This is a genomic window from Nonomuraea sp. NPDC050786 (genome assembly GCF_040654115.1).
Lineage (GTDB): Bacteria > Actinomycetota > Actinomycetes > Streptosporangiales > Streptosporangiaceae > Nonomuraea.
On sequence record NZ_JBFAHJ010000027.1, the window covers coordinates 96,453 to 122,957 of the forward strand.

The window sequence follows — 26,505 nt, forward strand, 5'->3', positions numbered from 1 at the left end:
TAGCGTCGTAGTCATGGGCCTTTACCTGACCACGCGCCCGCACGTGGACTTCGGCCACGTCGCCAGCGCGCAGTGTCGCTGATCACGTACCGCTGACACCTCTCTCCCCCTCCATCAGAGGACCCATCGTGATCAAGTTCAGACATGCCCTTCTGGCCGCCTTACTGCCCGCCGTCCTGGCGGCCTGCGGCACGGCCCAGGCGAACCCGGAAAAGGAGGTGAAGGTGCTGCGCTACCAGGGCAACGTGGGCACCGTCACCTTTCCCGAGCTGGCCGAGGCGCTCGGCTATCTCGGCGACGTCAAGCTGAAGTGGGTCGGCAACACCACGTCCGGCCCCCAGGACATCCAGTCGGCGGCCACCGGCCAGACCGACTTCGGCGGCGCGTTCAACGGCGCCGTCATCAAGCTCAAGGCGGCCAAGGCCCCGATCAAGGCGGTCATCGGCTACTACGGCTCGGACAAGGACACCTACCAGGGCTACTACGTCAAAGAGGACAGCCCGATCAGGACCGCCCGCGACCTCATCGGCAAGAAGATCGGCGTCAACACCCTCGGCGCGCACCACGAGGCCGTCATCAAGGAGTACCTCAAGCGCCAGGGCCTGACACCCGAGGAGATCAAGCAGGTCCAGCTCGTGGTCATCCCGCCGGTCAACACCGAGCAGGCGGTACGCCAGGGGCAGCTCGACGTCGGCACCCTCGGTGGCGTGCTCAGGGACAAGGCACTCGAGCGCGGCGGGCTGCGCCCCCTGTTCAAGGACATCGACCTGTTCGGCCCGTTCACGGCGGGGTCCGTCGTGTTCAGAGAGGACTTCATCGCCGAGAACCCCCACACCGTCAAGACGTTCGTGACCGGGTTCGCCAAGGCCATCGAGTGGGCGCAGACCCACTCGCGCGACGAGGTCGTCGCCGAGTTCGAGCAGATCATCGCCAAGCGCGGCCGCAACGAGAGCGCCGACACCGTGCGCTTCTGGAAGAGCACCGGCATCGCCGCCAAGGGCGGTGTCCTCTCCGACCAGGAGTTCAAGACCTGGCTCGACTGGCTGGAGCGCGAGGGCGAGATCAAGCCCGGCCAGGTCAAGATCTCCGACCTCTACACCAACCAGTTCAACCCCTTCGCCGGAGGGAACGGCTCATGACCAAGATCAGCATCCGGAACGTGACCAAGACGTTCCAGGTCAGGGACGAGCCGCGGCCGTTCACCGCGCTCTCCGGCATCGACCTCGACGTGCGCGAGGGCGAGTTCCTCACGCTCGTCGGCCCCAGCGGCTGCGGCAAGTCCACCCTGCTCGACCTGATCGCCGGGCTGACCGCGCCGACCTCCGGCCAGATCCTCATCGACGGCGCGGCGGTGGCCGGGCCCGGCCTCGACCGGGGCGTCGTCTTCCAGCAGTACGCGCTCTTCCCCTGGCGCACGGCCCGGTCCAACGTCGAGTTCGGCCTGGAGGCCAAGGGCGTGCCGAAGAAGGAGCGGGTGCGGCGGGCCCGCGAGCACCTCGCGCTCGTGGGGCTGGCCGGGTTCGAGGAGCGCTATCCGCACGAGCTGTCCGGCGGGATGCGGCAGCGGGTCGCCATCGCGCGCAGCCTCGCGTTCGACCCCGACGTGCTGCTGATGGACGAGCCGTTCGCCGCCCTGGACGCGCAGACCCGCGAGTCCTTGCAGGAGGAGCTGGTGCACGTCTGGGAGCAGACCGGCAAGACGGTCGTGTTCATCACGCACGGCATCGACGAGGCCGTCTACCTCGGGCAGCGGGTCGCGGTGATGACCTCGAGACCGGGCCGGATCAAGGAGGTCATCGACGTGCGCTTCGACTCGCGGGAGGGCGACCTGAGGGCGGACCCCGCCTTCGGCGAGTACCGCCACCGCGTGTGGAGCCTGCTGCGCGAAGAGGTCGCGGCCGCGCAGGTGCAGGAGCGGAAGGTGGCGACGGTCCATGGCTGAGCAGCGCCTGCTCCCGGGGGACATCCACTGGTACGACCTGCCCGACGACGAGGCCGAGCAGGACGTCCCGCAGGAGAGAACGCGCCGGCCGCTCCTCGGCGGGCGCGTCCGGCGGGCGGCCACCAACTCCACGGCCATCCTGCTCCTCCTCGCCGCCTGGGAGGCGCTGCCCCGGCTCGGCGTCGTGGACCCCGTCTTCGTCCCGCCGCTCTCGGAGACCCTCACCGCCTGGTACGACCTCCTCGCCAGCGGCCAGCTGCCCGAGCACCTGGAGGCGTCCCTGGCCCGCTCGCTGGCCGGCTTCGGCCTGGCCATCGTGCTGGCGATCCCGCTCGGCCTGCTGATCGGCTGGTACAAGCCGGTCGCCGACTTCCTCACCCCACTGCTCGAACTGTTCCGCAACACCTCCGCGGTGGCGCTGCTGCCGGTGTTCACGCTGATCCTCGGCATCGGGGAGACGACGAAGGTCGCGTTCGTGCTGTACGCGTGCTCCTGGCCGATCCTGCTCAACACCGTCAGCGGCGTGAAGACCGTGGAGCCGCTGCTCATCAAGTCGGCCAGGTCGATGGGCCTGGGCCCGGCCCGGCTCTTCCAGAAGGTGATCCTGCCCGCCGCCGTGCCCACCATCTTCACCGGGGTGCGGCTGGCGGGCGCGTACTCGATCCTCGTCCTGCTCTTCGCCGAGATGGTCGGCGCCAAGGCCGGGCTCGGTTACCTCATCCTCGACACCCAGTCCAGCTTCCGCATCCCCGACATGTACGCCGGCATCATCACGATCTCCGTGCTCGGCGTGCTCTTCAACCTGCTCCTGGTCGGCGTCGAGCGCCGCTTCTCCACCTGGAGGACCACGTGACGAGAAAGCTCCACCTGAACGCCTTCCTCATGGGCGTCGGCCACCACGAGGCGGCCTGGAGACATCCCCGGACCGAGCCCGCCCGCCTCACCGACGTCCGCCACTACCAGGAGCTCGCCAGGATCGCCGAGCGCGGCAAGCTCGACTCCGTCTTCCTCGCCGACGGCGTGGCCCTGCACGGCAACGTCAGGCACAACGCGCTCGGCGGCCTCGAACCCCTGACCCTGCTGTCGGCTCTGGCGGCCGTCACCGACCACATCGGCCTCATCGCCACCGTGTCGACGACGTACAACGAGCCCTTCCACGTGGCCCGCAAGTTCGCCTCGCTCGACCACATCAGCGGCGGCCGGGCCGGCTGGAACATCGTCACCTCCGCCGGCGAGGCCGAGGCCCGCAACTTCGGCGTCGTCCGCCCCTCCCACGCCGACCGCTACGCCAGGGCCACCGAGTTCCTGGACGTCGCACGGAAGCTCTGGGACAGCTGGGAGGACGACGCGGTCCTGCGCGACCGCGCCGGCGGGCTCTACGCCGACACCGGCAAGATCCACGCGATCGAGCACGCCGGCGAGCACTTCGCGGTCAGCGGGCCGCTCAACACCTCCCGGCCGCCCCAGGGCCACCCGCTCCTGGTCCAGGCCGGGTCTTCCGAGGACGGCAAGGAGTTCGCCGCCCGCTACGCCGAGGCCGTCTTCACGGCCCAGCAGACGCTGGAGGAGGGGCAGGAGTTCTACGCCGACCTGAAGCGCCGCCTGGCCGCCTACGGCCGGCGGCACGAGGACCTGCTCGTCCTGCCGGGCATCTCGCCGATCATCGGCTCGACCGAGCGCGAGGCGCTGCGGCTGGAGCAGGAGCTGGAGGACCTCATCATCCCCGCGTACGGGCTGGCGCAGCTCTCCCAGCTGACCGGCATCGACCTGACCGAGGACGCGCTGGACGGGCCCCTGCCCGACGTGTCCGTCGAGACGGAGGGGGCGCAGAGCCGGCGCAAGCTCGTCATCGACCTGGCCAGGCGCGAACGCCTCACGGTCAGGCAGCTCCTCGGCCGCCTCGCCGGCGGCCGCGGCCACCGCGTCGTCGCCGGCACGCCCGAGCAGATCGCCGACCAGCTCCAGGAGTGGTTCTTCGCCGGGGCGGCCGACGGGTTCAACATCATGCCGCCGATCCTGCCCGGCGGGCTGAGCGACTTCGTGGACCACGTGGTGCCGGAGCTGCAGGTCAGGGGGCTGTTCCGGTATGAGTACGAGGGCCGTACCCTCCGCGAGAACTACGGCCTGCCCAGACCGCCGTCCCGGTACGCCGCCGCCCGGCGGGCGGAAGTGGCGGCGGCGCGATGAGCATCGTGACGCTGGTCGGCAACCCCCGGGCGGGCTCCCGCACCCTCGCCGTCGCCACCTCCGCCGCCCGGGCGGTCGGGGGCCGCCTCGGGGCCTCCTCGGAGGCGTACGAGGTCGTGGACCTGTCGGGGCTCGGGCCCCACCTGCTCTCACCCGACAAGCATCCCGACGTGGGCGCGGCCCTGGAACTGGTGACCGGGGCGAGCCTGCTCGTGGTGGCCAGCCCGACCTACAAGGGCACCTATACCGGCCTGCTGAAGTCGCTCCTCGACCGGCTGCCGCCGGACGCGCTGGCGGGCAGGGCGGCGCTGCCGCTGCTGGTCATGGGGGACCCCAAGCATGCGCTGGCGGTGGAGGTGCACCTGAGGCCGCTCCTGGTGGAGCTGGGGGCCTTCGTGCCCACCCCCGGGCTGGCGGTGCTGGAGTCGCAGATTCCGCAGCTGGAGGAGGTGCTGGCCGGATGGGCCGATCGGGTGACGCCACAGGTGGCCGCTGTGCTCAAGGAAGGGGCACTTTCATGACGGAGACGGTGGCCGCTCGTGAGGCCCGGCGGGCCAAGGAGGCCCGGCAGGCCCGCGACGCGCGGCGCGTGCCGGAGGCCCGCCGGGCACCGGTGCCGCGTTTGGCGGTGGAGCCGCGTGCGGCGGCGGAATCACAGCCGGTGGTGGAGGCGGTTCCGGGCAGTCCCGTGGACGCCGACGGGTTCCGGCGGGCGCTCGCCGTGCACGCCGCCGGGGTCGTCATCATCACCGCCCAGAGCGACGGCATCCCCGCCGGGCTCACGGCCACGTCGTTCTCCTCGGTCAGCCTGGACCCGCCGCTGGTCTCCTTCTACGTCGACCGGTCCTCCACCACCTGGCCCTCGATGCGCGCCGCGGACCACTTCGCCGTCAACGTCCTGGCCAGCGACCAGGCCGAGCTGGCTGCCAGGTTCGCGCGCAAGGACGTCGACCGGTTCGCCGAGCCCACCCGCTGGCGTCCGGGACCCCTCGGCGCGCCCCTGCTCCAGGACGTCTCCGCCCACCTCGTCTGCCTCCCGCACGACACGGTGGACGTCGGCGACCACATCCTGGTCGTCGGCCTGGTCGCCGAGGCCCGGGTGCACACCGCGGGCCGTCCCCTCCTCTATCACCAGGGCCGCTTCGGCCGCTTCATCGCACACCCGTAGCGAGCACCGCTCAGCACACACGGCCGCCCGGCGCACCGCCGGGCGGCCGCTCGTCTTCGTGGCGGCATGACAAGGCCCCGGCCACATCGTGTGAGCCGGGGCCTTGGAGGGATCTCGATCAGGCGGCGAGCGGCGAGTAGGCGGCCGCGTCACCCTTCAGCACCACGCTGGGACGGCCGTCCACGCCCACCGGCACGTCACCCGCGATCGTGACCCGGTGCAGCCGCCGCGGCCGGTCGCCGAAGTCGTGCACCACGCGGTGCTGCGTCGCCCGGTTGTCCCAGATGGCCACGTCGCCGGGCGCCCATCGCCAGCGCACCGTGTTCTCCACCTCCGTGACGTGCTCCTGGACCAGCCGGATGAGGGAGGCGGACGTGTGTGCCGGCAGCCCCACCAGCCGCTTGGCGAAGTCGCCGAGCAGGATCGACCGTTCGCCGGTCTCCGGGTGCACGCGCACCACCGGGTGCTCAGTCTCGAACACCGTGGAGGCGAACACCTCGGCGTACTCCCGGGCCCGCTCGGGGTCCTCGGAGGTGGCGACGCGGACGTAGTCGTACTGGTTGGTGTGCACGGCTCGCAGCCGGTCGAGCAGGTCCCGCAGCTCGGCGGGCAGGTGCTCGTACGCGCTCACGGTGTTGGCCCAGAGCGTGTCGCCACCGGCGGCGGGAACGGCGACGGCCCGCAGCACCGACGCCAGCGGCGGCCGGTCCACGAACGTCACGTCCGTGTGCCAGCGATCCACCTTGTGGCCGTTGCTGTAGTCGAGGTCGAGGATGTGGTCGTTCCCGTTGAGCGAGGGCACCGTCGGGTGTGCGGCGGTCGGCTCGCCGAGCAGCCGGGCGAAGGCCACCTGGCTCTGCTCGTCCAGATGGTCCTGGCCGCGGAAGAAGATCACTTTACGGCTCAGCAGTGCCAGGCGGATCTCCGCGACGACGTCGGCAGGCAGGTCGCCGCCGAGTCGCACGCCGGAGATCTCGGCGCCTATGCGACCGGCGACAGGGACGATGGACAAGGATGACATGGGTCTTTTCCTTCCGTAAGGGGGTTGGTCTCTGATCGGAAGGAGGGACACAGCGCGCTGGCCACGCGGCAGAAGTCCACGTGGCCCCGGATGGTCAGAGCCGTGGTTGTCACGCCACAAACGTAGATCGCCCGCCGCACATAGTCAATTGAATTGGTAGGAAATTAGGGTTATTCGCGGCCATGGGCTCGCGGGATGGCGGCCGTCAGAAGGCGCTTGTCCGGTTTGCCGTTCGGCGTCAGCGGCGCCTCGTCGATGACGGTGATGGTCGCCGGCACGCAGGCGTCACCGAGCCGCTCACCGACCAGTGCCCGCAGCGCACCGAGGTCAGGGGCCCGGCCCGCCACCGGTACCACGAAGGCGTGCACCGCCTCGCCCGTGTCCTCGTCCGGGGCCCCGACCACGTACGCCTCCGCGATGTCAGGCGACGTGGCCAGGACCCGCTCGATCGGAGCGGCGTAGTACAGGTTCGCGTTGACGATGATGACGTCCCGCGCCCGGCCGACCAGGTACAGTCGCCCCTCCTCGTCGAAGTGGCCCAGGTCCCGGGTGCGGACCCATCCGTCGACGAACACCTCCGCCGTCTCCGCGGGCTCGGCCCAGTAGCCGATGGCCTGTGCGGGTGTGCGGACGTACAGCTCGCCGTCGACACCGGCCGGGACCTGCCTGCCGTCCGGGTCCAGGATCACGACGTCGACGACGTCGGGTGGGAACCCGACCGACGGGGGGACGTCCGAGGGCGTGGCCATGGAGATCGTGCCCGTCTCGCTCTGCCCGTACCCCTGGAACACGACCGGGCCGAGGACGTCGAGTGCCTCGCGGAGCCGGGCCGCCTCCAGCGGCGACCCGGACACCATGAGCGCCCGGAGGCTGCTCAGGTCCGCCGGGGCGCTGCGCTGCGCGGCGACGAGTCTGTACAGGCGGGGCACGGTGATGACGCTGGCGGACGCCCGATGCCTGGTGATCGCGTCGGGGAACGCCGGCGGGTCGGCGACGACCATCGTGCCGCCCGCCGCGAGCGTGAGGACGCCGTACTCCATCATCACCTGGCTGCTCAGCGACCCGAACACGAGGTAGCGCTGCAGCCGGGAGGCCAGTTCCCGGATCGCCGGCGGCCAGGCCGCGGGCCGGGCCGTCCAGGCCGCGTCCATGGCGGCGTAGGTCTGCGCGCACGCCTTCGGCGTGCCGGTGCTGCCGCTGGTGTAGACGAGCCGGGCGACGTCGTGCGGCCGGCCGGAAAGATGCGGCGGGCCGCCGTCGTCGGGTGCGGCCAGCAGCTCGGAAACGGTCAGCGTGCGCGGCGCGCGCTCCGGCGTGCCGGCCGAGTCGGTGACGACCGCGGCGATGTCCTGGTGGAGCACGTGGCGCAGCTGGCCGCCGGGCATCCCGGGCCGTACACCGACGACCCTGGCTCCCACGACGTAGCCGGCGATGATCGCGGCGAACGCTTCCGGGTTGACGCCGAGCACCATGGCGAGGCCGTCCCCCGGCCCGATGGCCGCGCCGCGCAGGCCGGCCGCGATCCGCCGGACCAGGCCGAGCATCTGCGCGCCGGTGACGGTCCGGGCGCCGTGCTCGAAGACGGGGCGATCCCGGGCCGCCGCAAGGAGGTCCAGAACCGCCCGCGGGTACGGTTCAGCCGGCGTCGGCAAGGCATTCCTTGACGAAGACGGCCAGCGGCTGCTGGTGCACCGACGGCAGGTCCCACCGGTTGTCCAGGTTCTCCGCGAGATGGTGGACGCCGGCTGCCGCGCCGTCGCGGTAGTACCGCACTACGGGGTGCAGGTAGCTCGCGTCGTGAGCGTTGACGGCGTCGTTCTCGACGACCCTCGGGATCGAGATGTCGAACGGGTCGACGGTGTCGTGGTCCTTCCCGTACTCCAGGGTGACGACGAACGTGTGCCGGGCACGGCCGAGTCCGCCGTCGGCGACGTACGCCACCGGAACCTCCTCCTGGTACAGGGCGGTGGCAGCGTCCACGGTGACCACGTCACCGAGCACGCCGAACTGCTGCCACAGCGCCGAGGAGCGGTTGACCCGGGCGATGATCGCGTCGCTGATGGCGTCCGGGCCGGGCTCGACCTTCTCGGCCGGCCAGGTCCCGCCGTGGTAGCGGGTGGTCAGGATCCGGTGGAGCGCGCGCACCCCGTACCGGAAGCCGTGGATGAAGCCGCTGGTGCCCCTCTTGAAGTCGCGCTGCTGCGTGAGCGTGCCGGCGAAGTACAGATCGGGCACGTTGGCGGACTCGTAGGCCGGCGTCTGCTCGGGGAAACGGCCGTTGATGACCAGCGCGGGCCGGCAGCTGTCGTCGAACGCCGAGGCGTCGAACCGGAAACCGGTGCACACGATCACCCGGTCGTAGAACAGCTCGCGCAGCGCTTCCACCGTCCGGGCGTAGCGGAACATCACCCGGTAGCGACCGTCGTCACGGCGTTCGATGCTCTCCACCGTGCCGTCGAGGACCGAGTTCTGGGATTTCAGCTGGTAGCTGTCGAGGAAATTGTTGTTCACCGCGCGTAAGTGCCCGACGTAATGGGACTGCCAGGCCATCCTGACGGAGTGCGGCCCGGCGACGTGGATGACCGCGGCCTTCTCCATGAGGGACTCGGCGGTCTCGAACGCCGAATTCCCCTTGCCGATCACCAGGACCTGCTGGTCGGTGAAGGACGCCGGGTCGGTCTCGAACGTGTCGTACAGTTCGGCGGTCTCGATGCCGGGGATCGGCGGGACGTACAGCCGGGACACGCCCGTGGCCGCGATCAGTCGCCGGCCCCGCCATGACTGTCCGCTGCGGTCGGTGGCGGTGAACCCGTCGTCGTCCCGGCTGATCCGGACGACGTCGGTGTCGTAGCGCACCCGGACGCCGGTCGCCGCCGCGTAGTCCGACAGGTAGCGCACGAACTCGTCGGCCTGCGGGAAGTACCGCTCGCTGTAGCGGGTGAACACCAGCTCCGGATCGTCGCTCAGCAAGGAGTTCCAGTCCATCCGCAACCGCAGCTCCGGATCCTCGTACCCGGTGTGCACCTTGTTGATGGAGATCAGCTGGCGGTGCCGGGGGAACCGGGTGAAGAAGGAGCCCGGCCCCGCTCCGCGTTCCAGGACGACATAGTCATGACCGCTGCGTTCCAGCGATGCGGCGAGCTGCAGCCCGGCCGGTCCGGCCCCGATGATCAGGTAGTCATGCGCCATGAGCTGGAAGCTACGGACGAATTCTCAGAAGATTCTGAGAATTGTCTGCCTATGGTCCCGGCATGCCCGCCATCGAAGGCTCCATCGATCTCAGCGTCCCGCTGCGTCCGGCCGACCTGCACCGCGCCGCGACGCCGGTGTCCGTCGTGGTCGACGCGGCGGTCCGCAGCCGCGTCGAGCGCGGCCGTGACCACCTTCGCGACGTGCTGGGGGAGGAGGAACGACAGGTCTACGGCGCGACCACCGGCTTCGGCGCCCTGGTCGGGTTCCCCGGCCGGGACGAGCAGACGGACCAGTGCGACAACACCCTGGCCCACCTCGGCGCCGGGCAGGGGCCGGATCTGCCCCACGAGGTGAGCCGGGCGGCGATGCTCGTGCGCATGTGGAGTCTGGCGCGAGGGGTCTCCGGGGTCTCCGCCCACGTGGTCGACGGGCTCGCCGCGATGTTCGCGACGACGTTCGTCCCCGCGATCCCACGCTACGGCTCGGTGGGCGCGAGCGGAGACCTGATCCCGCTCGCCTACGCCACCCAGGCGCTGCGCGGCAGGGGAGAGGCGTATGTCGACGGCCGGCGCATGCCCGCGGCGGAGGCGCTCCGCCAGGCCGGGCTGATCCCGTTGACGCTCGACGGCCGGGACGCCCTCGCGCTCGTCAACGGCACGTCCCTGACCGCCGCCGCGACCGCCCTGGCCCTGGAGAGCATCCGGTCCTCGCACCGCGCGTCGCAGGCGCTCACCTGCCTGCTGGTCGATCTGCTCGGCTGCGACCCGGGCTTCCTCGACCCGCGCCTGCTGGACGCGTACGGCCATCGCGGCGCGGCGGACGTCGCCGCCGGCATGCGCAAGACCCTGGCCGGGATCAGCCCGTCCGGCACGCGTGCGCTGCAGGAGCCGTACAGCATCCGCTGCTCCCCGCAACTGCTGGGCGCCGCCGAGGACGCCCTGCGGTACGTCGACGGCGTCGTCGAGGCCGACCTGTCCAGCGTCAGCGACAACCCGCTCTTCTTTCCCGATGACGACCTGGTCGTGCATGGCGGCAACTTCTTCGGGCAGCCGGCCGCGTTCGCCTCCGATGTCCTGGCGATGGTCACCGCGCAACTCGGCAACCTCGTCGAGCGGCAGCTCGACCTCCTCGTCGACCCCGTCCGCAACGGCGGCCTGCCGCCGATGCTGGCCGCCGGTCCCGGCCGCCAGCACGGGATGCAGGGCGTACAACTCGCCACGACCGCGTTCGTCGCCGAGCTCCGCCACGCCGCCCTGCCGGTCGGCATGCAGAGCCTGCCGACCAACCTGCACAACCAGGACGTGGTGCCGTTCGCCACGCAGGCCGCCCTTCGCGCCTACGACATGGCCGCCCTGCTGCGGCTGCTCTGCGGTTCGCTGGCGGTCGGACTGCGGCAAGCCGTGCACGTCGGCGCCCGCCGCCCCACGGCCCCGGGCTGTGCGGAGCTCCTGGACGCCCTGGTCGAGGCGATCCCCCCGGTCGATCCCGACCGCCCGCTGGACGCCGATGTCCGCACGGCCGCCGACCTGGTCACGGCCCTTCTTCCCTGACGTCCGCCGGCGGACTGCAGGGAGGCATGCGTGCGGCCCGCGCCCCAGCCGCGGAGGGGGCTGGCAAGATCTCGGTGCGGGACAGGCGGCCGGCGCCTCGACGGATGCTTGAGGTCGTTCTTAGTAACGACATCCCTTACATGGAATGAGGGTTTTCATCCGTCGCGCCCGGCGCAGTTCCCGCACTGATCATTCAACCGGCGTCCGATTCGCGTCGCAACCGATTTATAGGTCGGCGAACAGGGACGCGTACACCGGCCGGCCGTGCTCGCTGACCACCTGACCGGCCAGACCGCCGCCGGTCACGGTGGACAGGCGCAGGTCGAGGTAGCGCTCCTCCTCGACCACGCGCACGTCACCGGCGGGCGCGGGCAGCCAGGAGGCCACCTCGTCCCGCCGCGCCGCCCGGTCGCGGGCCAGCCCGGCGCGGAGCTCCGCCAGGCTGCCCACGTCGTACGGCCTCGCCGGGGCCCGCTCGGGCTCGGCCTGCCAGGCGGCGACGCCGTACGCGAAGCAGACCAGCGCCATCCACATCTCGGCGAAGTACACCGGGTCGGGCGCCAGCTCCAGCCCCGCGAACCTGCCCTCCACGAAGAACAGCGCCCCCAGCTGGCCCGGCAGCAGCTCCAGCCGGCTCTGGAACTGGGTCAGCGTGGCCCGCCGGCGCGACAGGATCTGCTCCAGGTGGCCCCGGGACGGCAGCCCGTACGCGCGGTTGAGCTCGGAGATGTCCGGCCAGAGCTTGGCGTAGTCCTTGCGCCCGCGCCGGCGCAGCGCCTTGGCCCGCAGCTCGACGGGGAGCACGAAGAACCACTGGTCGCGGCCCTCGAGATAGCCGCCCTGGCCGGCCTGGACGCAGCAGGCGTCGTCGAACCGCCTGGTCTGCCCGGCGCCCAGCAGCGCCGAGGAGCACAGGGCGTGGTTCTGGGCGGCGTCCTGGATGTAGCCGAGGTGCAGCGGCACGATCGCCACGCCCTCGCGGGCGCCGTTGTGCAGCTCGACCTGGCCGTACCCGACGACCCGCTTGAGCTTCAGCCCGGAGCGGGGCGGCACGATGCCGGGACGCCCGGGACCCCAGAGAGGCACCATGGTCAGCGCTCCGGCGTGCTGCGGCGTGCCCGCGCGGTAGCCGTCGAGGTCGAGCGGCGCGGGCAGGAGCGTGTCGAGGGCGGTCATGTGCGTGCTCCTTCCAGTCGGCCGAGCATGGCCGTACGGATCCAGTCCCGGCCGGGCGGGCAGTGGCCGAACATCCACGGCAGCAGTCCGGCGAAGTCGTCCTGGTGCCAGAACGGGTGGTGCGGCAGCTCCGGCGCGGGGTCGCGCAGGGTGAGGTCGTCGCCGCGGGTGAAGGTGGCCTGGCAGAGCAGCACGGGCGTCGTGACGCCCGCCCTGGGCAGCGTGGCCGCGACCCGGGCCAGGTCGCCCGGCATGACGTTCTCGTAGCCGTCGGTCACGATCACCACCAGGTCGGGACGGGCGTCGAGGGCGTCCAGCAGCCCGCTCGCCAGATCGGTCGCCCCCTCGGGAACCGCCTCCCCGCTGCCGCTCCCGACCACCGTCAGGCGGTCGCAGACCTCGCCCAGGACCAGCCGCAGCGCCGCGGCCTGGGACATGACCGCCCACTCGCGCTCCCCGTATCCGCGCATGGAGCCCGACGTGTCGAGCACCATCGCCACGTGGCCGGTCATGCGCGGCAGGCCGCGCGTCGCCTCGGCCACGTACCCCGCCAGGGCGGGACGCAGCTCGGCGTCCGGCCCGCCACGGTAGAGGTGCACCAGCGTGGCCGCGATGTCGCCCCGGTTGGTCGGCGTCACGATCGGCGGGTGCTCCCTGACCGGGTCGAGCGGCGCGGGCGGCTCGTGCGGGGCCACCGCGCCGTACGTGCCGGGCGCGTAGAGCGCGCGGACCCGCTCGATCGCCACGGCCGGGTCGGAGGTGAACCGCAGCAGGCTCCTGCGCAGGTAGCCGGAGCCGCTGTCGCCCTCGCGGATCAGCCGGGCGCACGCGCGGGCGGTCGCCTTGCCCAGCGCGTGCTCGAAGCAGTCGACCAGCGCGGCCCTGCGGGCCTCGATGAGCGCGGCGGCGTCCGGGTGCTCCAGGACGAACGCGACGATGGCCCGCGTGGCGTGCTTGTGGTTGACCCGCATACGCCGCAGCGCCAGGAGCACGGTCACGGCGTGCGCCGGCGGCAGGCCGAACATGAGCGCCCTGGTGACCTTGGCCAGCGTCGCGCGGGCGCCCTCGTCGAGGCCGTCCCGCGAGCCGGCCAGCGTGCGCAGCAGCACGCGGGCCCGCTGCCAGGCGAGCGCACCGGGCACCAGCGCGAGCAGCGCGTATCCCTCGGGGTCGCTCAGCTGTGCGCTCCGGTGGAGCTCCGCGTCGTCCCACGCCAGATCGCCGCCCCTGGACAGGACCAAAGGGGTGTCGTGCGTCCGGAAATGCTGGAGAAGAGTCGGGGTGTCCACGATCACGAGTTTAGGAATTTCATCCCGCAGAAAGACACCGATTTTCCGCGGTCGCATTTCGACGCTGCCGGAGAAATGCGCGGACGTGTCAAATGCTTTTCCGCCGAATGAGCGGCCCGGCACGCGCTGGGCGCCGGGCCGCCCGTCCGGTCAGTCGTTTAGTAGATGCGGTACTTACGGCCGCAGTTGTCGAACTTGCCGGCCCAGCAGGTGAACGTGTAGATCTTCTTGATCCCCCGGCCCTGCCAGGCCCCGACCACCTTGCCGTCGAACGAGCGGTTGAACTTGTGCCAGCCGCCGTTCGTGTAGTACTCGAACCACACCCAGCCCTTCTTCCCGCCGACCTTGTCCACGCCGTACCACTTCGTGAAGACCTTGCCACCGCTCTTCCACGTCTTGCCGAACGTGTACGCCTTGTGGTCGCTGGAGAAGAACTTGCCCCAGTTGGCAGTCGCGTAGGACTGCGTGGCGGCCTGAGCCGCGGGGGTCATGGCGACGCCGGTGACGGCCATCGAGCCTGCCAGGGCGATGGTCGCAAGAGCCTTACGCATTGGGTTCCCTCCCCGTTGTCCCTGCTGCCGGTTCGTCCGGCAGCAGGGACATTACGGAGATCTGGAGCGATCATCTGTGGACAAATCCGCACTCGGGAAGTGATCGGCGACACAGTCGCCTGGCGTGAGCGCACCCGTCACCGCGCGCGCAGGGCCGGGCGGCGGGCCCAGGTGACCCACCGCCACGCCCACTCGATCGGGCCCTGGAGATAGCGGTTGAGCCAGAGCGTGGACCACACCCACTGGACGAGGAGGATGACGCCCGCGATCCCCAGGACCGTGGCCACGGACCACTCGTGCGCCACCCCACCGACCAGCCGGGCGGCCACCAGCACGAGCACGGTGGCGCTCAGGTAGTTGGTCAGCGCCATCCGTCCCAGCGGGGCGAAGACCGACTCCAGCACCGGCCGGAGTGGCGTCCTGAGCAGCACGAGCATCCCGCAGATGTACGCGCCCGCGATCAGCAGACCCGCAGCCGCCATCGTGAGGCTGAACCGCACCCCCTCGACCTGCAGCCGCACCACGGGCACCGCCAGCGCGGCCAGGACCAGGCCGAGGGCCGCCGGAACGCGGGTGGAGCGCTCGATCCGGGCGGTCACCCCGTACCGGGTCAGCGCCGACCCCAGCAGGAAGAGCCCGGGCACCAGCGCGAACGGCCCGCCGTCCAAGGTCAGGGCGACGGCGAGGAGCATGAACGCGAGCCCCGCCACCGCCCACCGGGGCAGCCAGGTCGAGGGCAGCAGCACGACCAGCCCGACGACGGCGTAGACGGCCAGGATGTCGCCCTCCCAGAGCAGGAAATGGTGCGCCAGCCCCATCGCGAGCAGTGACAGCAGCCTGCGCAACAGCAGCAGCCGAGGCCGGGCGGTCCGCTCGGCGGCCGACTCCAGCAGCAGGGAGAACCCCACGCCGAACAGCAAGGAGAAGATCGGATAGAAGCGCTGCTCGACGAGCAGGCCCAGCCAGGCTTCCGCGGGACCCGCCTGCCCCCCTGACACGGGCGGCCCGCCCATGCCGGCGATCGGCTGGACGTTGGCCAGCAGGATCCCGCACAGCGCGAACCCGCGGATCACGTCCAGCGCCGAGATCCGCGAACGTCGTCGACGAAGTTCGTATGACATGGGGCCTCATCCTGCGGACCCCGACCGGCCCCCACATCGGCGGAAAGCAGGGACCGGAACAGTACTTTCGGCCGGTACCGGACGGCGGGGTATCCCTCCTAGCCTGGACGCCGTGCGTGCTCCCGACCGGCTCAAGGTGGCCGCCGACGCCGGGCTCGGCGGCGGCCTCGCGGCGGCCGTCGCCTACCAGGCGTACCGGGTCGCCGGCAGCTGGGGCGGCGGCCACTGGGTGTTCGGCGCGGCCGCCGGCGCGGTGGTGTGCGGGCTCGCCCTGATGCGCCGCCGCCACCGGCTGTGGAGCGCGGTCGCGGGCCTGATCGCGGCGGCGCTCGCCGTCCTCTCCACCCTCGTCGTCCCCCTGCCCGCCGAGCCCGGCCCCGCCATGTCCCTGGGCCTGACGGTGCTCGTCGGCTCCGCGCTCAGGACGCTCCCCGCCCGCCCGGCCGGCGCCGTCGCGGCCGCGGGCCTGGCCGTGGTGGCGGGCGGCTTTCTCGCCCACCCCGGCTCGGCCGTGCCGGTGCTCGCCGGCCTGGCCTGGCTCGCCGCCCTGGCGATCGGGCTCGCCCCGCGTCTCCTCGCCGCCCGCCGCCACGCCGTCGCCGAGCGCGTACGGCGGGCCGAACGCCTCGAGCTGGCCAGGGAACTCCACGACGTCGTGGCCCACCACATCACCAGCGTCGTGCTCCAGGCCCAGGCCGCCCGCCTCGTCACCGCCAAGCACCCGGAGAAGACGGCCGGCTCCCTGGCCGACATCGAGACCGCGGGCTCCGAGGCCCTGGCCGCCACCCGCCGCGTGGTCGGCCTCCTGCGCGAGCCCGCTCCCGCCGCGGCGGGCGGCGAACGGCTCGGCGAGCTGATCGAGGGCTTCCAGAGCCACGGCCCGCGGGCGCACCTGCGGCTGGACGCCGATCCGGCCGGCTGGTCGCCCGAGGTGAGCAGCACCGTGTACCGGGTCGTACGGGAGTCGCTGACCAACGTCTCCAAGCATGCCCCGCACGCCGGCGCGGTGGCCATCGGCATCACCCAGGACGAGCGGGCCGTCACGGTGGAGGTCGAGGACGACGCCCCGCCGACGGCCGCCCGCCGCTACCGCCGCGCCGGGTACGGGCTCGTCGGAATGCGCGAGCGCCTCGAAGCCCTCGGCGGCACCCTGACCGCGGGCCCTCTCCCCGGCTCCGGCTGGGCCGTCCGCGCGACCGTCCCCACCCGGACCCGCCGATGACCATCCGGGTGCTGCTGGCCGACGACCAGCCGATGATCAGGGCCAGCCTGCGGATCATCCTCGAGAACGAGCCCGACATCGCCGTGGTCGCCGAGGCGGGCGACGGCGTGGAGGCGATCGAGCAGGCCCGCAGGACGCGCCCGGACGTGTGCCTCGTGGACATCCAGATGCCCCGCCTCGACGGGATCGAGGTCGCCCGGGCCCTGGCCGAAGCGCCGCCCCGGGTGGTCATGGTCACCACGTTCGACCTGGACGAGTACGTCCACGGCGCGCTGCGGTGCGGCGCGGCCGGGTTCGTGATGAAGGACGCGGGTCCGAGCCTGCTGGTCGAAGCGGTGCGGGCCGCGTACGCGGGGGACGTGCTCATCTCGCCCTCGATCACCCTGCGGCTGCTGCGCCAGGTCGCCGGTGACCGCGAGGCCCGCGTGCCCGCGCAGACCCTGACCGTGCGGGAGGTCGAGATCGTCCGGGCCGTCGCCAGGGGACGTACCAACCGGGAGATCGCCGACGAGCTGGTCATCTCGCTGAGCACCGTCAAGGGGTACGTGGCGGGCATCCAGGCCAAGCTCGGCGCGCGCAACCGGACGGAGATCGCGGCGTGGGCGTGGGAGAGCCCCACCATGCGGCCGCAGCTCGGCTGATCGCCCGGAAGCGCCCTTGACGCCCAGGTGACGCACGTGCCAACCTGCGGAAGGCGCTTTCCATGGAAAGCGTTTTCCGCATCTAGGAGCATCATCGTGACACAACGGAACCACCGGGCCGCGATCGTCGGAACGGGCGCGATCGCCCACGCGCACGCCCAGGCCGTCCTCGGGTCCGGGCGGGCGGAACTCGTGGCCGTGGCCGACGTGGACGCCGGGCGGGTGGCGGCTTTCGCCGAGAAGTACGACGTGGCGAGCACCCACCCGAGCCTGGACGACCTGCTGCGGGAGGAGGAGGTCGACCTCGTCCACCTGTGCACGCCGCCTCAGCTGCACACCCCGCTGGCCATCGCGTGCCTGGAGGCCGGGGTCACGGCGCTGGTGGAGAAGCCGCCGACGCTCTCGCTCGCCGAGTTCGACGCGTTGATCGAGGCGGAGCGCCACTCCACCGCGCACGTCGCGACCGTCCTGCAGCACCGTTTCGGGGCGGGCGCGCTGCGGCTGCGCCGCCTGCAGGAGGCCGGCGAGCTGGGTCGCCCGCTGCTGGCCACGTGCGACACCCAGTGGTACCGCGACGAGGCGTACTACGCGGTCCCGTGGCGCGGCACGTGGGAGTCGGAGGGCGGCGGGCCGACCATGGGGCACGGCATCCACCAGTTCGACCTGCTCTTCTCGATCCTCGGCCCGTGGCGCGAGGTCACGGCCGTGGCTGCCCGCCAGTCGCGCCCGGTGGACACCGAGGATGTCTCCATGGCGCTGGTGACGTTCGAGAACGGCGCCGTGGCCACGGTCGTGAACTCCGTCGTGTCCCCGAGGCAGACCTCCCGGCTCCGCTTCGACTACGAGCGCGCCACCGTCGAGGTGGAGCACCTGTACGGCTACACCGACGACGACTGGACCGTCACCCCGGCGCCCGGCCAGGAGGCGGTCTCGGAGCTGTGGGCGCAGGGGCACAGCACCGTGCCGAGCGGCCACGACGGCTGGCTCGCCGCCGTCTACGACGCGCTCGACCGGGGCGAGGCGCCCCCGGTGACCACCGAGGACGCCCGCCGGACGATGGAGTTCATCGCCGCGCTGTACACCTCCGCCTTCACCGGCGAGCGCGTACGAGCCGGACAGATCACCGCCGACAGCCCGTTCGCCCTGCGCATGGACGGCACCGGCGCTCCCTGGGGGAAGTGAGGAACCCGTGACCCTGCAGATCACACACGTGCTCGACCGCGAAGTGACCATCGCGTCGGGCGGCGTCGACCTGTTCACGTACGTCTACCGTCCCGACACGCCGGTGCTGGAGTCGCCCAAGCCGTACCTGCACCCGGTCCACACCCTCGGCGGGCGGCTGGTGTCGCTGTTCAGGCCGCACGACCATGTCTGGCACAAGGGCATCGCCTGGTCGCTGCCGAACGTGGGGGAGCACAACTTCTGGGGCGGGCCGACGTACGTGCACGGGCAGTCCTACGTGCAGCTCGAGAACAACGGCAGCGCCACGCACCGCGAGATGATCGCGCTCACGTCCGGCCGCGGGCGGGCCGGGATCGCGCACACCCTCGACTGGACCTCGCAGGCCGGCGCGCCGGTCATCGAGGAGCGGCGGTCGCTGGCCGCGCAGGTGCTGGACGAGGCGACGTGGGCACTGGTGTTCGAGACGGAGATGACGAACGTGTCGGGCGGCACGCTCGCGTTCGGCTCCCCGACCACGAAGGGCCGCGAGAACGCCGGGTACGGCGGTCTCTTCTGGCGCGGCCCCAGGTCGTTCACCAACGGGATCATCCAGTCTCCGGCCGGGGCCGGCGGTGACGAGCTGCGCGGCACGCGCGCCGAGTGGTTCGGCTTCCGCGGCCGGCACGACGAGACAGGCGACTCCTCCACGATCGTCGTGGTCGACGCCGCCTCCAACCCCCGGCACCCGCCGCAGTGGTTCGCGCGGAGCGAGGACTTCGCGTGCCTGTGCCCGGCGCCGTTCTTCAGCGAGGAGGTGGAGCTGCCGGACGGGGAGTCGCTGCGCTTCCGGTACGCGGTCGTGATCGCCGACGGCGACCGGGGCGAGGAAGGGACCGAACTGCTGGCCAAGCAGGGCCGGGCGGTGCTGGCATGACCTTCCCCGGAGGCACCTCGGTCAGCCGGCTGTCGGTCTACTCCGGCAGCCCGTGCGCGGACGGGCTGGAGGGCGGCACGCCGCACCTGCACACGGCCTCCACGGAGGCGTACGTGGTCGTCGGCGGGCGCGGCACGCTGCAGACGCTCGACGTGAACGGGCTGCGCGAGACGGAGCTGGGCTCGGGGACGACCGTGTGGTTCACCCCCGGCACCATCCACCGCGCCGTCAACCGCGGGGACCTCGAGGTGGTGGTCGTGATGTCGAACGCCGGTCTCCCCGAGGCCGGCGACGCGGTCATGACGTTCCCGCCGGAGATCGTCGCCGACCCGGACCGCTACCGCGCGGCCGCCACCCTGCCCGACCAGGGGGAGGAGGAGGCCGTGCGGAGGCGGCGGGAGCTGGCCGTCGAGGGGTTCCTCCGACTCGCCGACGCCGCGGCCAAGGGCGACCTCGCCCCGCTCCACCGCTTCTACGACCACGCCATCGCACTCGTCCGCCCCAAGGCGGCGGGCTGGCGGGCCATCTGGGAGGCGACCGTCGCCGAGCAGGCCCGCCGCACGGCGGAGATCCTCGACGCCCTGGAGCTGGGCGACGGCACGCACCTGCGCCGGTCCGCCCTGATGGAGAGCCCGGCGCACGACCGGTGGGGCATGTGCGGCCACCTGCGCGCGCACGACGTGGCCAACCCCATCGTCCACACCCAGTGAGACGGAAAAGGGCGTGCGGGACGGCCCCGCCGCGAAGCATGATCGCGGCATGGGCTACGAGGAGCTGATCCGCGAGGCGCTGACCACGCCGTTCCAGGGCTGGGACTGGGCCGTCCTCCGCGGCCGGATGACCACCGCCGACGACCTTCCGTGGGAGTACGAGGAGCTGGTGCGCGCGCGGCTGCCGGAGGCGGCGTCCCTGCTCGACCTTGGCACCGGGGGCGGCGAGCTGCTGTCGTCCCTGGCGCCGCTCCCGCCCCGCACCGCCGCCACCGAACGGTACGCGCCCAACGTCCCGACAGCCCGGCGCCGCCTGGAGCCTCTGGGCGTCGAGGTGGCCGAGTCGAGCTCCGCGTTTCCGGACGGCTCGTTCGAGCTGATCGTCAACCGGCACGAGGCGTATGAACCGCGCGAGATCCGCCGCCTCCTCGCCCCCGGCGGCACGTACGTCACCCAGCAGGTGGGAGGGCGCGACCTGGAAGAGATCAACCAGGCTTTGGACGCCCCGCCGCACGAGAAGCACGGCTGGGACCTCGCGACCGCCACCGCCGCCCTCACCGAGGCCGGGCTGGACGTCACCTGGCGCCGGGAGTCGCGCCATCGCGTCACGATCCACGACGTGGGCGCGCTCGTCCTCTACCTCCGCGTCATCTCGTGGCAGATCCCCGGCTTCACCGTCGAGGCGTACGAGGACCGGCTCCGCGCGCTGCACGCGGAGATGGCGAGCGGCCGCCCGCTGCGCGCGACCGCCCACCGCTTCGCCCTGATCGCCCAGCACGTACGCGCCTGACGTCCGAGACGGCACGAGGCCGTCCGCCGGGTGCGCGGGGGCGTCAATCTTGCATCCGAGGTCAAGAGATCGCCCCCCGCGAGTGGGTTTTTCCCTCCGCGCTCCCGCCCCCTCCAGTGGCCGAGGCCCCGGTCGGGATGGAAGGCTGCCCGCAACCGCCCCGGTCGTCCTGCGAAGGCGACAGAGGCGGGAAACCCCGCAGTGCACTGGAAGGGAGTGCGGCATGACTCAAGACGCCGGCCGCGTCGCGGCCAAGCGGATCAACGATCACGTGGAGATCATCCACGAGGACAACCCGGACCTGGTGCTGGAGGTCCCGCGCCGCGACTGGGTGGCGTTCACCGCAGCGGTCAAGGCGGGCGCGTTCGACCTTGAGGCGCTCCACCGGGAGGCCGAGGAGCACGTGGCCTGACCTTCTCCGCTGCACGAAAGGCGCCCGCTCTCAGCGCAGTGGAGCGGGCGCCTCCGCATGAGCGAGGCGGCCCGCGCGAATCCGAAAGTTTCGGAAGCTCTCCGAAATATTCTTGACGGCTTTTGAGAGCGGCATCTAGAGTCCGGAATCAGTGATCGGATTGAGCTTTCGGAAGTTCCAGAAGGGCTGCCATGACATCAGTGAACGCCCCCGGCCTCGCGCCCTGGCGGGACAGCGCACGCACGGTCGGCGAACGCGTGGAGGCCCTCCTGGCGGAGATGACGCTGGAGGAGAAGGTCGCGCAGCTCGGGTCCATCTGGCTGCAGACCGGCGGGGACGGCAACGTGGCCCCCCTGCAGGACCGGTTCCAGGCCGTGGAGACGCTGGACGAGCAGCTGAGCCACGGGCTGGGCCACCTCACCCGCGTCTACGGCACCGCGCCGCTGTCCGTCGCCGAGGGCGCGGCCCGGCTGCGGGAGCTTCAGGAACGAGTGGTGGCCTCCAACCGCCTGGGCATTCCGGCGATCGCGCACGAGGAGTGCCTGACGGGGTTCGCCACGTTCGGGGCGACGGCGTATCCGACGCCGCTGGCGTGGGCGGCGACGTTCGACCCCGACCTGGTCGAGCGGATGGCCGCGGCGATCGGCGCGGACCTGCGGGCGGCGGGCGTGCACCAGGGGTTGTCGCCGGTCCTGGACGTGGTGCGCGACTACCGGTGGGGGCGGGTCGAGGAGAGTCTCGGCGAGGATCCGCACCTGGTGGCCCGGCTGGGCAGCGCCTACGTGCGCGGCCTGGAGGGCGCCGGGGTCATCGCCACGTTGAAGCACTTCGCCGGATACGGGGCCTCCCGCGCGGCCCGCAACCACGCCCCGGTCAGCATCGGGCCGCGCGAGCTGGCCGACGTGATCCTGCCGCCGTTCGAGAGCGCGCTGCGCGAGGGCGGCGCCCGCTCGGTCATGGTCTCCTACACCGACCTCGACGGCGTGCCCGCCGGGGCCAGCGCCGACCTGCTGCGGCGGCTGCTGCGCGAGGAGTGGGGGTTCGAGGGGACCGTGGTCTCCGACTACTGGTCCATCCCGTTCCTGGCCTCCATGCACCAGGTGGCCGAGGGCGCAGCGGAGGCCGGCGTCGTCGCGCTGGCCGCGGGCCAGGACGTGGAGCTGCCCGAGACGATCTCGTACGGCGCCCACCTGGTCGCGAACGTCCGCGCCGGCCGGGTGGCCGAGTCGGCGGTCGACGAGTCCGTACGCCGGATCCTGCGCCAGAAGATCGAGCTCGGCCTGCTGGACGGCGGCCCGCCGGTCCCGGAGGGGGCCGAGGGCGTCGATCTGGACAGCCCGCGCAACCGCGGGATAGCCGCCGAGATCGCGGAACGCTCTGTCGTGCTCCTGAGCAACCCCGACAACCTGCTGCCCATCGGCCCCGGCACGACCGCCCGACTGGCGGTCATCGGCCCGTGCGCCGACGACCCGCGTACCCTGATGGGCTGCTACGCCTTCCCCAACCACGTGCTCGACCGTTACCCGGAGCACGGCATGGGGCTGACCGTCGCGTCCATCAGGGAGTGCCTCGAGGCCGAGTTCCCCTACGCCGACGTGCGGTACGAGAAGGGGGCCGACGTGTCGGGCGACGACCGGTCCGGCATCGCCGGGGCCGCCGCGGCCGCGGCCGAGGCGGATCTCGCGCTCCTGTTCGTGGGCGACCTGGCGGGGCTGTTCGGCGGCGGCACGTCGGGCGAGGGGTGCGACGCGCCCCACCTGGGGCTGCCCGGCCTCCAGCCGGACCTGGTGGAGGCGGTGCTGGCGACCGGCACGCCCACGGTCCTGGTCGTCGTCTCCGGCAGGCCGTACGCGCTCGGCGCGTACAAGGACCGGGTCGCCGCCGCGGTCCAGGCGTTCTTCCCCGGCGTGGAGGGCGGGGCCGCCGTGGCCGGCGTGCTGAGCGGCCGGGTGAACCCGTCGGGCCGCCTGCCCGTGCAGATCCCCGAAACGCCCTTCGTCAACCCGTCCACCTACCTGCAGCCGCCGCTCGGCGGCAGGACCGAGGGCATCACGTCGGTCGATCCCACCCCGGCGTACGCGTTCGGGCACGGCCTGTCGTACTCCGCCGTCGAGTACGTGGCCCTGACCACGGACCGGGCCGAGTGCCCCACCACCGGCTCGATCGAGGCCCGCGTGACGGTCCGCAACGCCGGGTCCAGGCCGGCCGAGGAGGTGGTGCAGCTCTACGCCTCCGACCCGGTCGCGCAGGTCGCCAGGCCCGTCGTCCAGCTCATCGCCTTCGCCAGGGTGGCGCTGGAGCCGGGGGAGGAGCGCGTGGTGGCGTTCGACGTGCCCGCGCACACGTTCTCCTACACCGGCCCCGACCTGCGCCGCATCGTCGAGCCGGGCGCGATCGTGCTCGCCGCCGGGCCGTCGGCGCAGGAGCGGCCGCTGCGCGCCGACATCCGCCTCACCGGCGAGACCGTCGCGCTCGGCGCCCGGCGATCGCTCTGATCCGGCGCCGGCCCGTGCGATTTCAGGTCGTCCTGTACCCGGTCAGGTGCCCGTGACGATGTCCAGCCGCCAGGCGCTCAGGACCCCGGCGGTGGCGTGCGAGGGGGCGAGGTCGCTCACCAGGAGCGTCCACCCGCCCCCTGCCGGCTGGCCCACCAGCGGAGTGACGGCCGACGGCGGCTCGGTCGCGTACTCCAGCAGCTTCGAGGTGTCCAGCGTGGCCTCCCGGTGCGCCAGGACGATGCGCCGGCCGGTCGGCGAGTGGAGCACGATCCGCAGGTCCTCGGGGTGGTTGTGGTTGAGGTCGATGAGGATCTTCAGGGTCCGCACGGTGCCCTCGGCCTCGATCGTGATCGTGTCGGCCACGCCGTGCGGATCGCTGTCGGGGATGCGCAGCGCCGGGCGCGACACCGAGCTGAACGCGGCGCCGTTCACCCCCACCGGACCCGCCCTGAAGCGGATGGTCTGGCCGGGGTCGCTGATCGCCGACAGGGTCAGCCCCGACTCGGCCCCGCTCCACACCAGGCTGGCGGGGACGGTCGAGTGCGACAGAGCCGTGCCGTCCACCCGGCCGTACAGGTCGCGGCTGTCACCCGAGTTGAGGTTGTTCTCCAGGTCGAGATGGCCGTCGGCCTGCAGCAGCGCGATCTGGTAGTGGTGCAGCGGCGTCCCGTCCTGCAGCTCGTTGGAGCCGCGGGTGTCGCAGTGGTACACGGCCAGGCCGCCGGCCGGGGAGCGGAGGTCGAAGCCGAGCTTGGAGCGGTTCTCCACCAGGAAGTACTCCTCGTCCGTCCCGGTCGAGTAGCGGAACACCCTGCGGTAGTCGCCGTGCTCCGCCTGGAACACGCCGCCCCCGTTGAGGTCCACTCTGTCGGGGCACCAGCCGGCCAGGTCGCGCAAGTAGGCGCTGACGGGCGCGGGCGTCTTGCCGCCGTCCAGGTGGTTGCCGGCGCTCATCAGGCAGTACAGGCCGAGGCCGGCGCTGGTGAAGTCGTCGCCGTCGCGGCGGCCGTAGTCGTACAGGTCGGGGAAGCGGCAGAGCAGGTGCCCGCTCTCGTGGCAGAACGTGCCGATCGTGAGCTGCTCGGGGCCCTCGCCCATGCTCGTCACCAGGTAGAAGTGCGTGCGCATCGCGCCGAACTCCAGCTCGACGACGCTGTTGTGCGGCCACAGCACGCTGTCCTTGATGTACTGCGTCTTGCCGGCGTACATGATGATCAGGGCGTCCACGACCTGCTGGCCGAGCGAGTCGTACCGGGTGAGGTCGACGCCCGAGTCGACCGCCGCCCGCAGCGCCTCCGGGACCAGCACGTCGAAATTGGCGGGGTCGGCGTAGAAGGTGATGTCGTGGCTCATCCTGAACGGGCCCACGACGTCATTGGTGAAGTCCAGCAGGCCGCTCGACATGGTCTTGTAGTACTCGTTGACCGAGCACGCGTTGCCGTTCTCGTGATAGCCGGGGGCGTTGAGCAGCGCGTCCACCTGCGCCGGGGTGACCGTCGTGGCCTGGTCGGGGAAGTCGACGAGGATGGTCAGGCCGCGCACCGTGCCGACGCTGAGCCTGCGGCCCTCCAGCAGCCCGCCCTTCGGCCCGAACGTCAGCGCGGAGTCCTCCGCCGCCTCGGCCGAGAGCGTGCCCGGCCGGCGGCGCCGGTGCGCCTCGGCCATGACCGGACCCGACTCGCGCAGGTGGCGCGGCACGCCGCCGGGCGCGTCGTAGGAGTCGACCCTGACTCCCGTGGACTGGAACCGCCCGTCCTTGAGGTCGGCGTAGCAGTAGGCGCCGGCGGAGGTGTCGTAGACGGCGGTGTAGCCGTCCGGAGTCTCGTAGCGGGCGTAGTGCTCGTCCCCGAACACGACGAGCCGCACCTCCTCGCCCTCCGCCTGGGTGAAGCTCAGCGTCTCTCCGAATATGGCGCTCATGGCGAGCCCTCCGGTGTCCAGTGGGAGATTCCCTCCGATCGTCACTGAGCAGCGGTGGAACCGCCTGAGTACACCCGTACTCAAGCCGTGACGTAATCGGCGATGATCACCGTCGCGTCGTCCTCCGGCTCGGCGGCGGCCATCTCGTCGTACAGCCGGTCCAGGCAGGCACCGGGCGACGCGCCGTCGGTGAACAGCTCCTTCATGCGTGCCGCGCCGAGCGCCCTCACCACGCCGTCCGAGACGATGACGACGCGGTCGCCCGGGCGGAGCGGGACGGAGCCGGCCTCGGGGTTGAGCGCCGACGGCAGGCCGAGCCCGCGCAGCAGCCGGCCCTCCTGCCCGGCCTCGGCGAAGGAGTGCGGCGTCGTGAGCGGCTGCGGCGCCCCGCCCTTCGGGCAGTGCCAGATCGCGCCGTCGCCGACGTGGACGAAGCGCAGGCGCGGGCGCTCGCCGGGCTCGAGGACGACCACGTCCAGGGTGCTGACCAGCTCGGGCGCCGAGGCGTCGCGCACGCCCGCGGTGCCCGCGGCACGGTGCGCCGAGGCGTCGCGCAGGGCCGCGGTGCGCACGGCACGGTGCGCGAGCTGCGCGCACTCGTCGAGGTCCTGCTGGTACTGCGGCCTGGCGGCGACCACCGCGCCCAGCGCCAGGGCCGCGGCCGTGCAGGCCGGCTCGCCGTTCGCGCCGTGGGCCACCGCGACCAGCCGCTCCTGGATGACGTATGCGTCCGTCGGCCGTCCGCGCCGGCCCGCGTACGTGCCGCCGGCCGCCACCAGCCGCGGCCGCGTCACCGGCATGCCGGACGGCCAGTTCCCCTGCCGGCCGCGGGCCGTCATCACCGACAGGCAGCCGACCAGGATAGAGATCACCAGGAAGGTCATGAGGTCCCCTCTCGTCGCATCGTTCGCGACCCGCAGCCAGTACACGCTCTTGTGGAGGAGACGCGACTGACGGCTGATCGGCCGTCGTAGCGGATGACGGCCGATCAGCCGTCATGCCGCCGGCGGCCCGGTGGGC

Annotated in this window: 24 protein-coding genes; 15 read left to right on the plus strand and 9 right to left on the minus strand. The window is 72.1% G+C overall.

Features of this window, described 5'->3' with window-relative positions:
* The first annotated feature begins 128 nt into the window (after positions 1-128).
* The 6 genes from AB0H84_RS37970 (at position 129) to AB0H84_RS37995 (ending at position 5,297) form a co-directional block, all read left to right on the plus strand.
* Positions 129-1,139 (plus strand): ABC transporter substrate-binding protein, encoded by a 1,011-nt coding sequence (locus AB0H84_RS37970; protein WP_357615649.1) that lies wholly within the window; start codon positions 129-131, stop codon positions 1,137-1,139.
* Complete coding sequence (locus AB0H84_RS37975) at positions 1,136-1,942, plus strand: ABC transporter ATP-binding protein (RefSeq protein ID WP_357615651.1); 807 nt, start codon at positions 1,136-1,138, stop codon at positions 1,940-1,942. Before AB0H84_RS37970 ends, AB0H84_RS37975 begins: the two co-directional genes overlap by 4 nt.
* Positions 1,935-2,795 carry an ABC transporter permease gene (locus tag AB0H84_RS37980; protein ID WP_357615654.1) on the plus strand — a complete coding sequence of 287 codons (861 nt, stop codon included), beginning with the start codon at positions 1,935-1,937 and terminating at the stop codon, positions 2,793-2,795. Before AB0H84_RS37975 ends, AB0H84_RS37980 begins: the two co-directional genes overlap by 8 nt.
* Positions 2,792-4,129: an LLM class flavin-dependent oxidoreductase gene (locus AB0H84_RS37985; protein WP_357615657.1), complete on the plus strand. Its 1,338-nt coding sequence runs from the start codon at positions 2,792-2,794 to the stop codon at positions 4,127-4,129. Before AB0H84_RS37980 ends, AB0H84_RS37985 begins: the two co-directional genes overlap by 4 nt.
* Positions 4,126-4,650 carry an NAD(P)H-dependent oxidoreductase gene (locus tag AB0H84_RS37990; protein WP_357615660.1) on the plus strand — a complete coding sequence of 175 codons (525 nt, stop codon included), beginning with the start codon at positions 4,126-4,128 and terminating at the stop codon, positions 4,648-4,650. The genes AB0H84_RS37985 and AB0H84_RS37990 overlap by 4 nt, the downstream gene beginning before the upstream one ends.
* Positions 4,651-4,790: 140 nt before the next feature.
* Positions 4,791-5,297 carry a flavin reductase family protein gene (locus AB0H84_RS37995; RefSeq protein WP_357615845.1) on the plus strand — a complete coding sequence of 169 codons (507 nt, stop codon included), beginning with the start codon at positions 4,791-4,793 and terminating at the stop codon, positions 5,295-5,297.
* Between the two features lie 118 nt (positions 5,298-5,415).
* Here AB0H84_RS37995 and AB0H84_RS38000 read toward each other — a convergent pair whose 3' ends face one another.
* The 3 genes from AB0H84_RS38000 to AB0H84_RS38010 form a co-directional block, all read right to left on the minus strand.
* Complete coding sequence (locus tag AB0H84_RS38000) at positions 5,416-6,318, minus strand: TauD/TfdA family dioxygenase (protein WP_357615663.1); 903 nt, start codon at positions 6,316-6,318, stop codon at positions 5,416-5,418.
* Between the two features lie 170 nt (positions 6,319-6,488).
* A complete protein-coding gene (locus AB0H84_RS38005) occupies positions 6,489-7,970 on the minus strand; it encodes a fatty acid--CoA ligase family protein (RefSeq protein ID WP_357615666.1) in 1,482 nt (493 codons plus the stop codon).
* Positions 7,954-9,507 carry an NAD(P)-binding domain-containing protein gene (locus AB0H84_RS38010; protein ID WP_357615669.1) on the minus strand — a complete coding sequence of 518 codons (1,554 nt, stop codon included), beginning with the start codon at positions 9,505-9,507 and terminating at the stop codon, positions 7,954-7,956. Before AB0H84_RS38010 ends, AB0H84_RS38005 begins: the two co-directional genes overlap by 17 nt.
* A gap of 62 nt (positions 9,508-9,569) precedes the next feature.
* Between AB0H84_RS38010 and AB0H84_RS38015 the strand changes: the two genes are divergently transcribed.
* Complete coding sequence (locus AB0H84_RS38015) at positions 9,570-11,060, plus strand: aromatic amino acid ammonia-lyase (RefSeq protein WP_357615672.1); 1,491 nt, start codon at positions 9,570-9,572, stop codon at positions 11,058-11,060.
* Between the two features lie 225 nt (positions 11,061-11,285).
* Here AB0H84_RS38015 and AB0H84_RS38020 read toward each other — a convergent pair whose 3' ends face one another.
* The 4 genes from AB0H84_RS38020 to AB0H84_RS38035 all read right to left on the minus strand — a co-directional run bounded on the left by AB0H84_RS38020 (position 11,286) and on the right by AB0H84_RS38035 (position 15,197).
* Positions 11,286-12,236: a DUF6569 family protein gene (locus AB0H84_RS38020; RefSeq protein ID WP_357615675.1), complete on the minus strand. Its 951-nt coding sequence runs from the start codon at positions 12,234-12,236 to the stop codon at positions 11,286-11,288.
* Positions 12,233-13,525, minus strand: coding sequence for a vWA domain-containing protein (locus AB0H84_RS38025; protein WP_357615678.1), 1,293 nt, complete (start codon positions 13,523-13,525; stop codon positions 12,233-12,235). Before AB0H84_RS38025 ends, AB0H84_RS38020 begins: the two co-directional genes overlap by 4 nt.
* 158 nt (positions 13,526-13,683) lie before the next feature.
* Positions 13,684-14,076, minus strand: coding sequence for a hypothetical protein (locus AB0H84_RS38030; protein WP_357615681.1), 393 nt, complete (start codon positions 14,074-14,076; stop codon positions 13,684-13,686).
* A 137-nt stretch (positions 14,077-14,213) separates the two neighbouring features.
* The gene (locus AB0H84_RS38035; protein WP_357615684.1) at positions 14,214-15,197 is read right to left on the minus strand and encodes a DUF418 domain-containing protein; all 984 of its coding nucleotides are present in this window, start codon (positions 15,195-15,197) and stop codon (positions 14,214-14,216) included.
* Positions 15,198-15,309: 112 nt separating this feature from the next.
* Between AB0H84_RS38035 and AB0H84_RS38040 the strand changes: the two genes are divergently transcribed.
* The 8 genes from AB0H84_RS38040 (at position 15,310) to AB0H84_RS38075 (ending at position 23,562) form a co-directional block, all read left to right on the plus strand.
* Complete coding sequence (locus AB0H84_RS38040) at positions 15,310-16,419, plus strand: histidine kinase (RefSeq protein ID WP_357615687.1); 1,110 nt, start codon at positions 15,310-15,312, stop codon at positions 16,417-16,419.
* Positions 16,416-17,060, plus strand: coding sequence for a response regulator transcription factor (locus AB0H84_RS38045; protein WP_357615690.1), 645 nt, complete (start codon positions 16,416-16,418; stop codon positions 17,058-17,060). The genes AB0H84_RS38040 and AB0H84_RS38045 overlap by 4 nt, the downstream gene beginning before the upstream one ends.
* Positions 17,061-17,156: 96 nt before the next feature.
* Positions 17,157-18,242, plus strand: a complete 1,086-nt coding sequence (locus AB0H84_RS38050) for a Gfo/Idh/MocA family oxidoreductase (protein ID WP_357615693.1) — start codon at positions 17,157-17,159, stop codon at positions 18,240-18,242.
* Positions 18,243-18,249: 7 nt separating this feature from the next.
* A complete protein-coding gene (locus tag AB0H84_RS38055; protein ID WP_357615695.1) occupies positions 18,250-19,155 on the plus strand; it encodes a PmoA family protein in 906 nt (301 codons plus the stop codon).
* Positions 19,152-19,865, plus strand: a complete 714-nt coding sequence (locus AB0H84_RS38060; RefSeq protein WP_357615698.1) for a cupin domain-containing protein — start codon at positions 19,152-19,154, stop codon at positions 19,863-19,865. The genes AB0H84_RS38055 and AB0H84_RS38060 overlap by 4 nt, the downstream gene beginning before the upstream one ends.
* A gap of 13 nt (positions 19,866-19,878) precedes the next feature.
* Positions 19,879-20,655: a class I SAM-dependent methyltransferase gene (locus tag AB0H84_RS38065; RefSeq protein WP_357615700.1), complete on the plus strand. Its 777-nt coding sequence runs from the start codon at positions 19,879-19,881 to the stop codon at positions 20,653-20,655.
* Positions 20,656-20,878: 223 nt separating this feature from the next.
* Entirely contained in the window at positions 20,879-21,067 is a 189-nt protein-coding gene (locus AB0H84_RS38070) for a hypothetical protein (protein WP_357615703.1), read from the plus strand.
* 191 nt (positions 21,068-21,258) lie between these two features.
* Positions 21,259-23,562 carry a glycoside hydrolase family 3 N-terminal domain-containing protein gene (locus AB0H84_RS38075; RefSeq protein WP_357615706.1) on the plus strand — a complete coding sequence of 768 codons (2,304 nt, stop codon included), beginning with the start codon at positions 21,259-21,261 and terminating at the stop codon, positions 23,560-23,562.
* 42 nt (positions 23,563-23,604) lie between these two features.
* On the opposite strand, the gene AB0H84_RS38080 is transcribed toward AB0H84_RS38075, so the two are convergent.
* Positions 23,605-25,485, minus strand: a complete 1,881-nt coding sequence (locus AB0H84_RS38080) for a M6 family metalloprotease domain-containing protein (RefSeq protein ID WP_357615709.1) — start codon at positions 25,483-25,485, stop codon at positions 23,605-23,607.
* Positions 25,486-25,565: 80 nt separating this feature from the next.
* Positions 25,566-26,369: a protein phosphatase 2C domain-containing protein gene (locus AB0H84_RS38085; RefSeq protein WP_357615711.1), complete on the minus strand. Its 804-nt coding sequence runs from the start codon at positions 26,367-26,369 to the stop codon at positions 25,566-25,568.
* Positions 26,370-26,505: the final 136 nt, after the last annotated feature.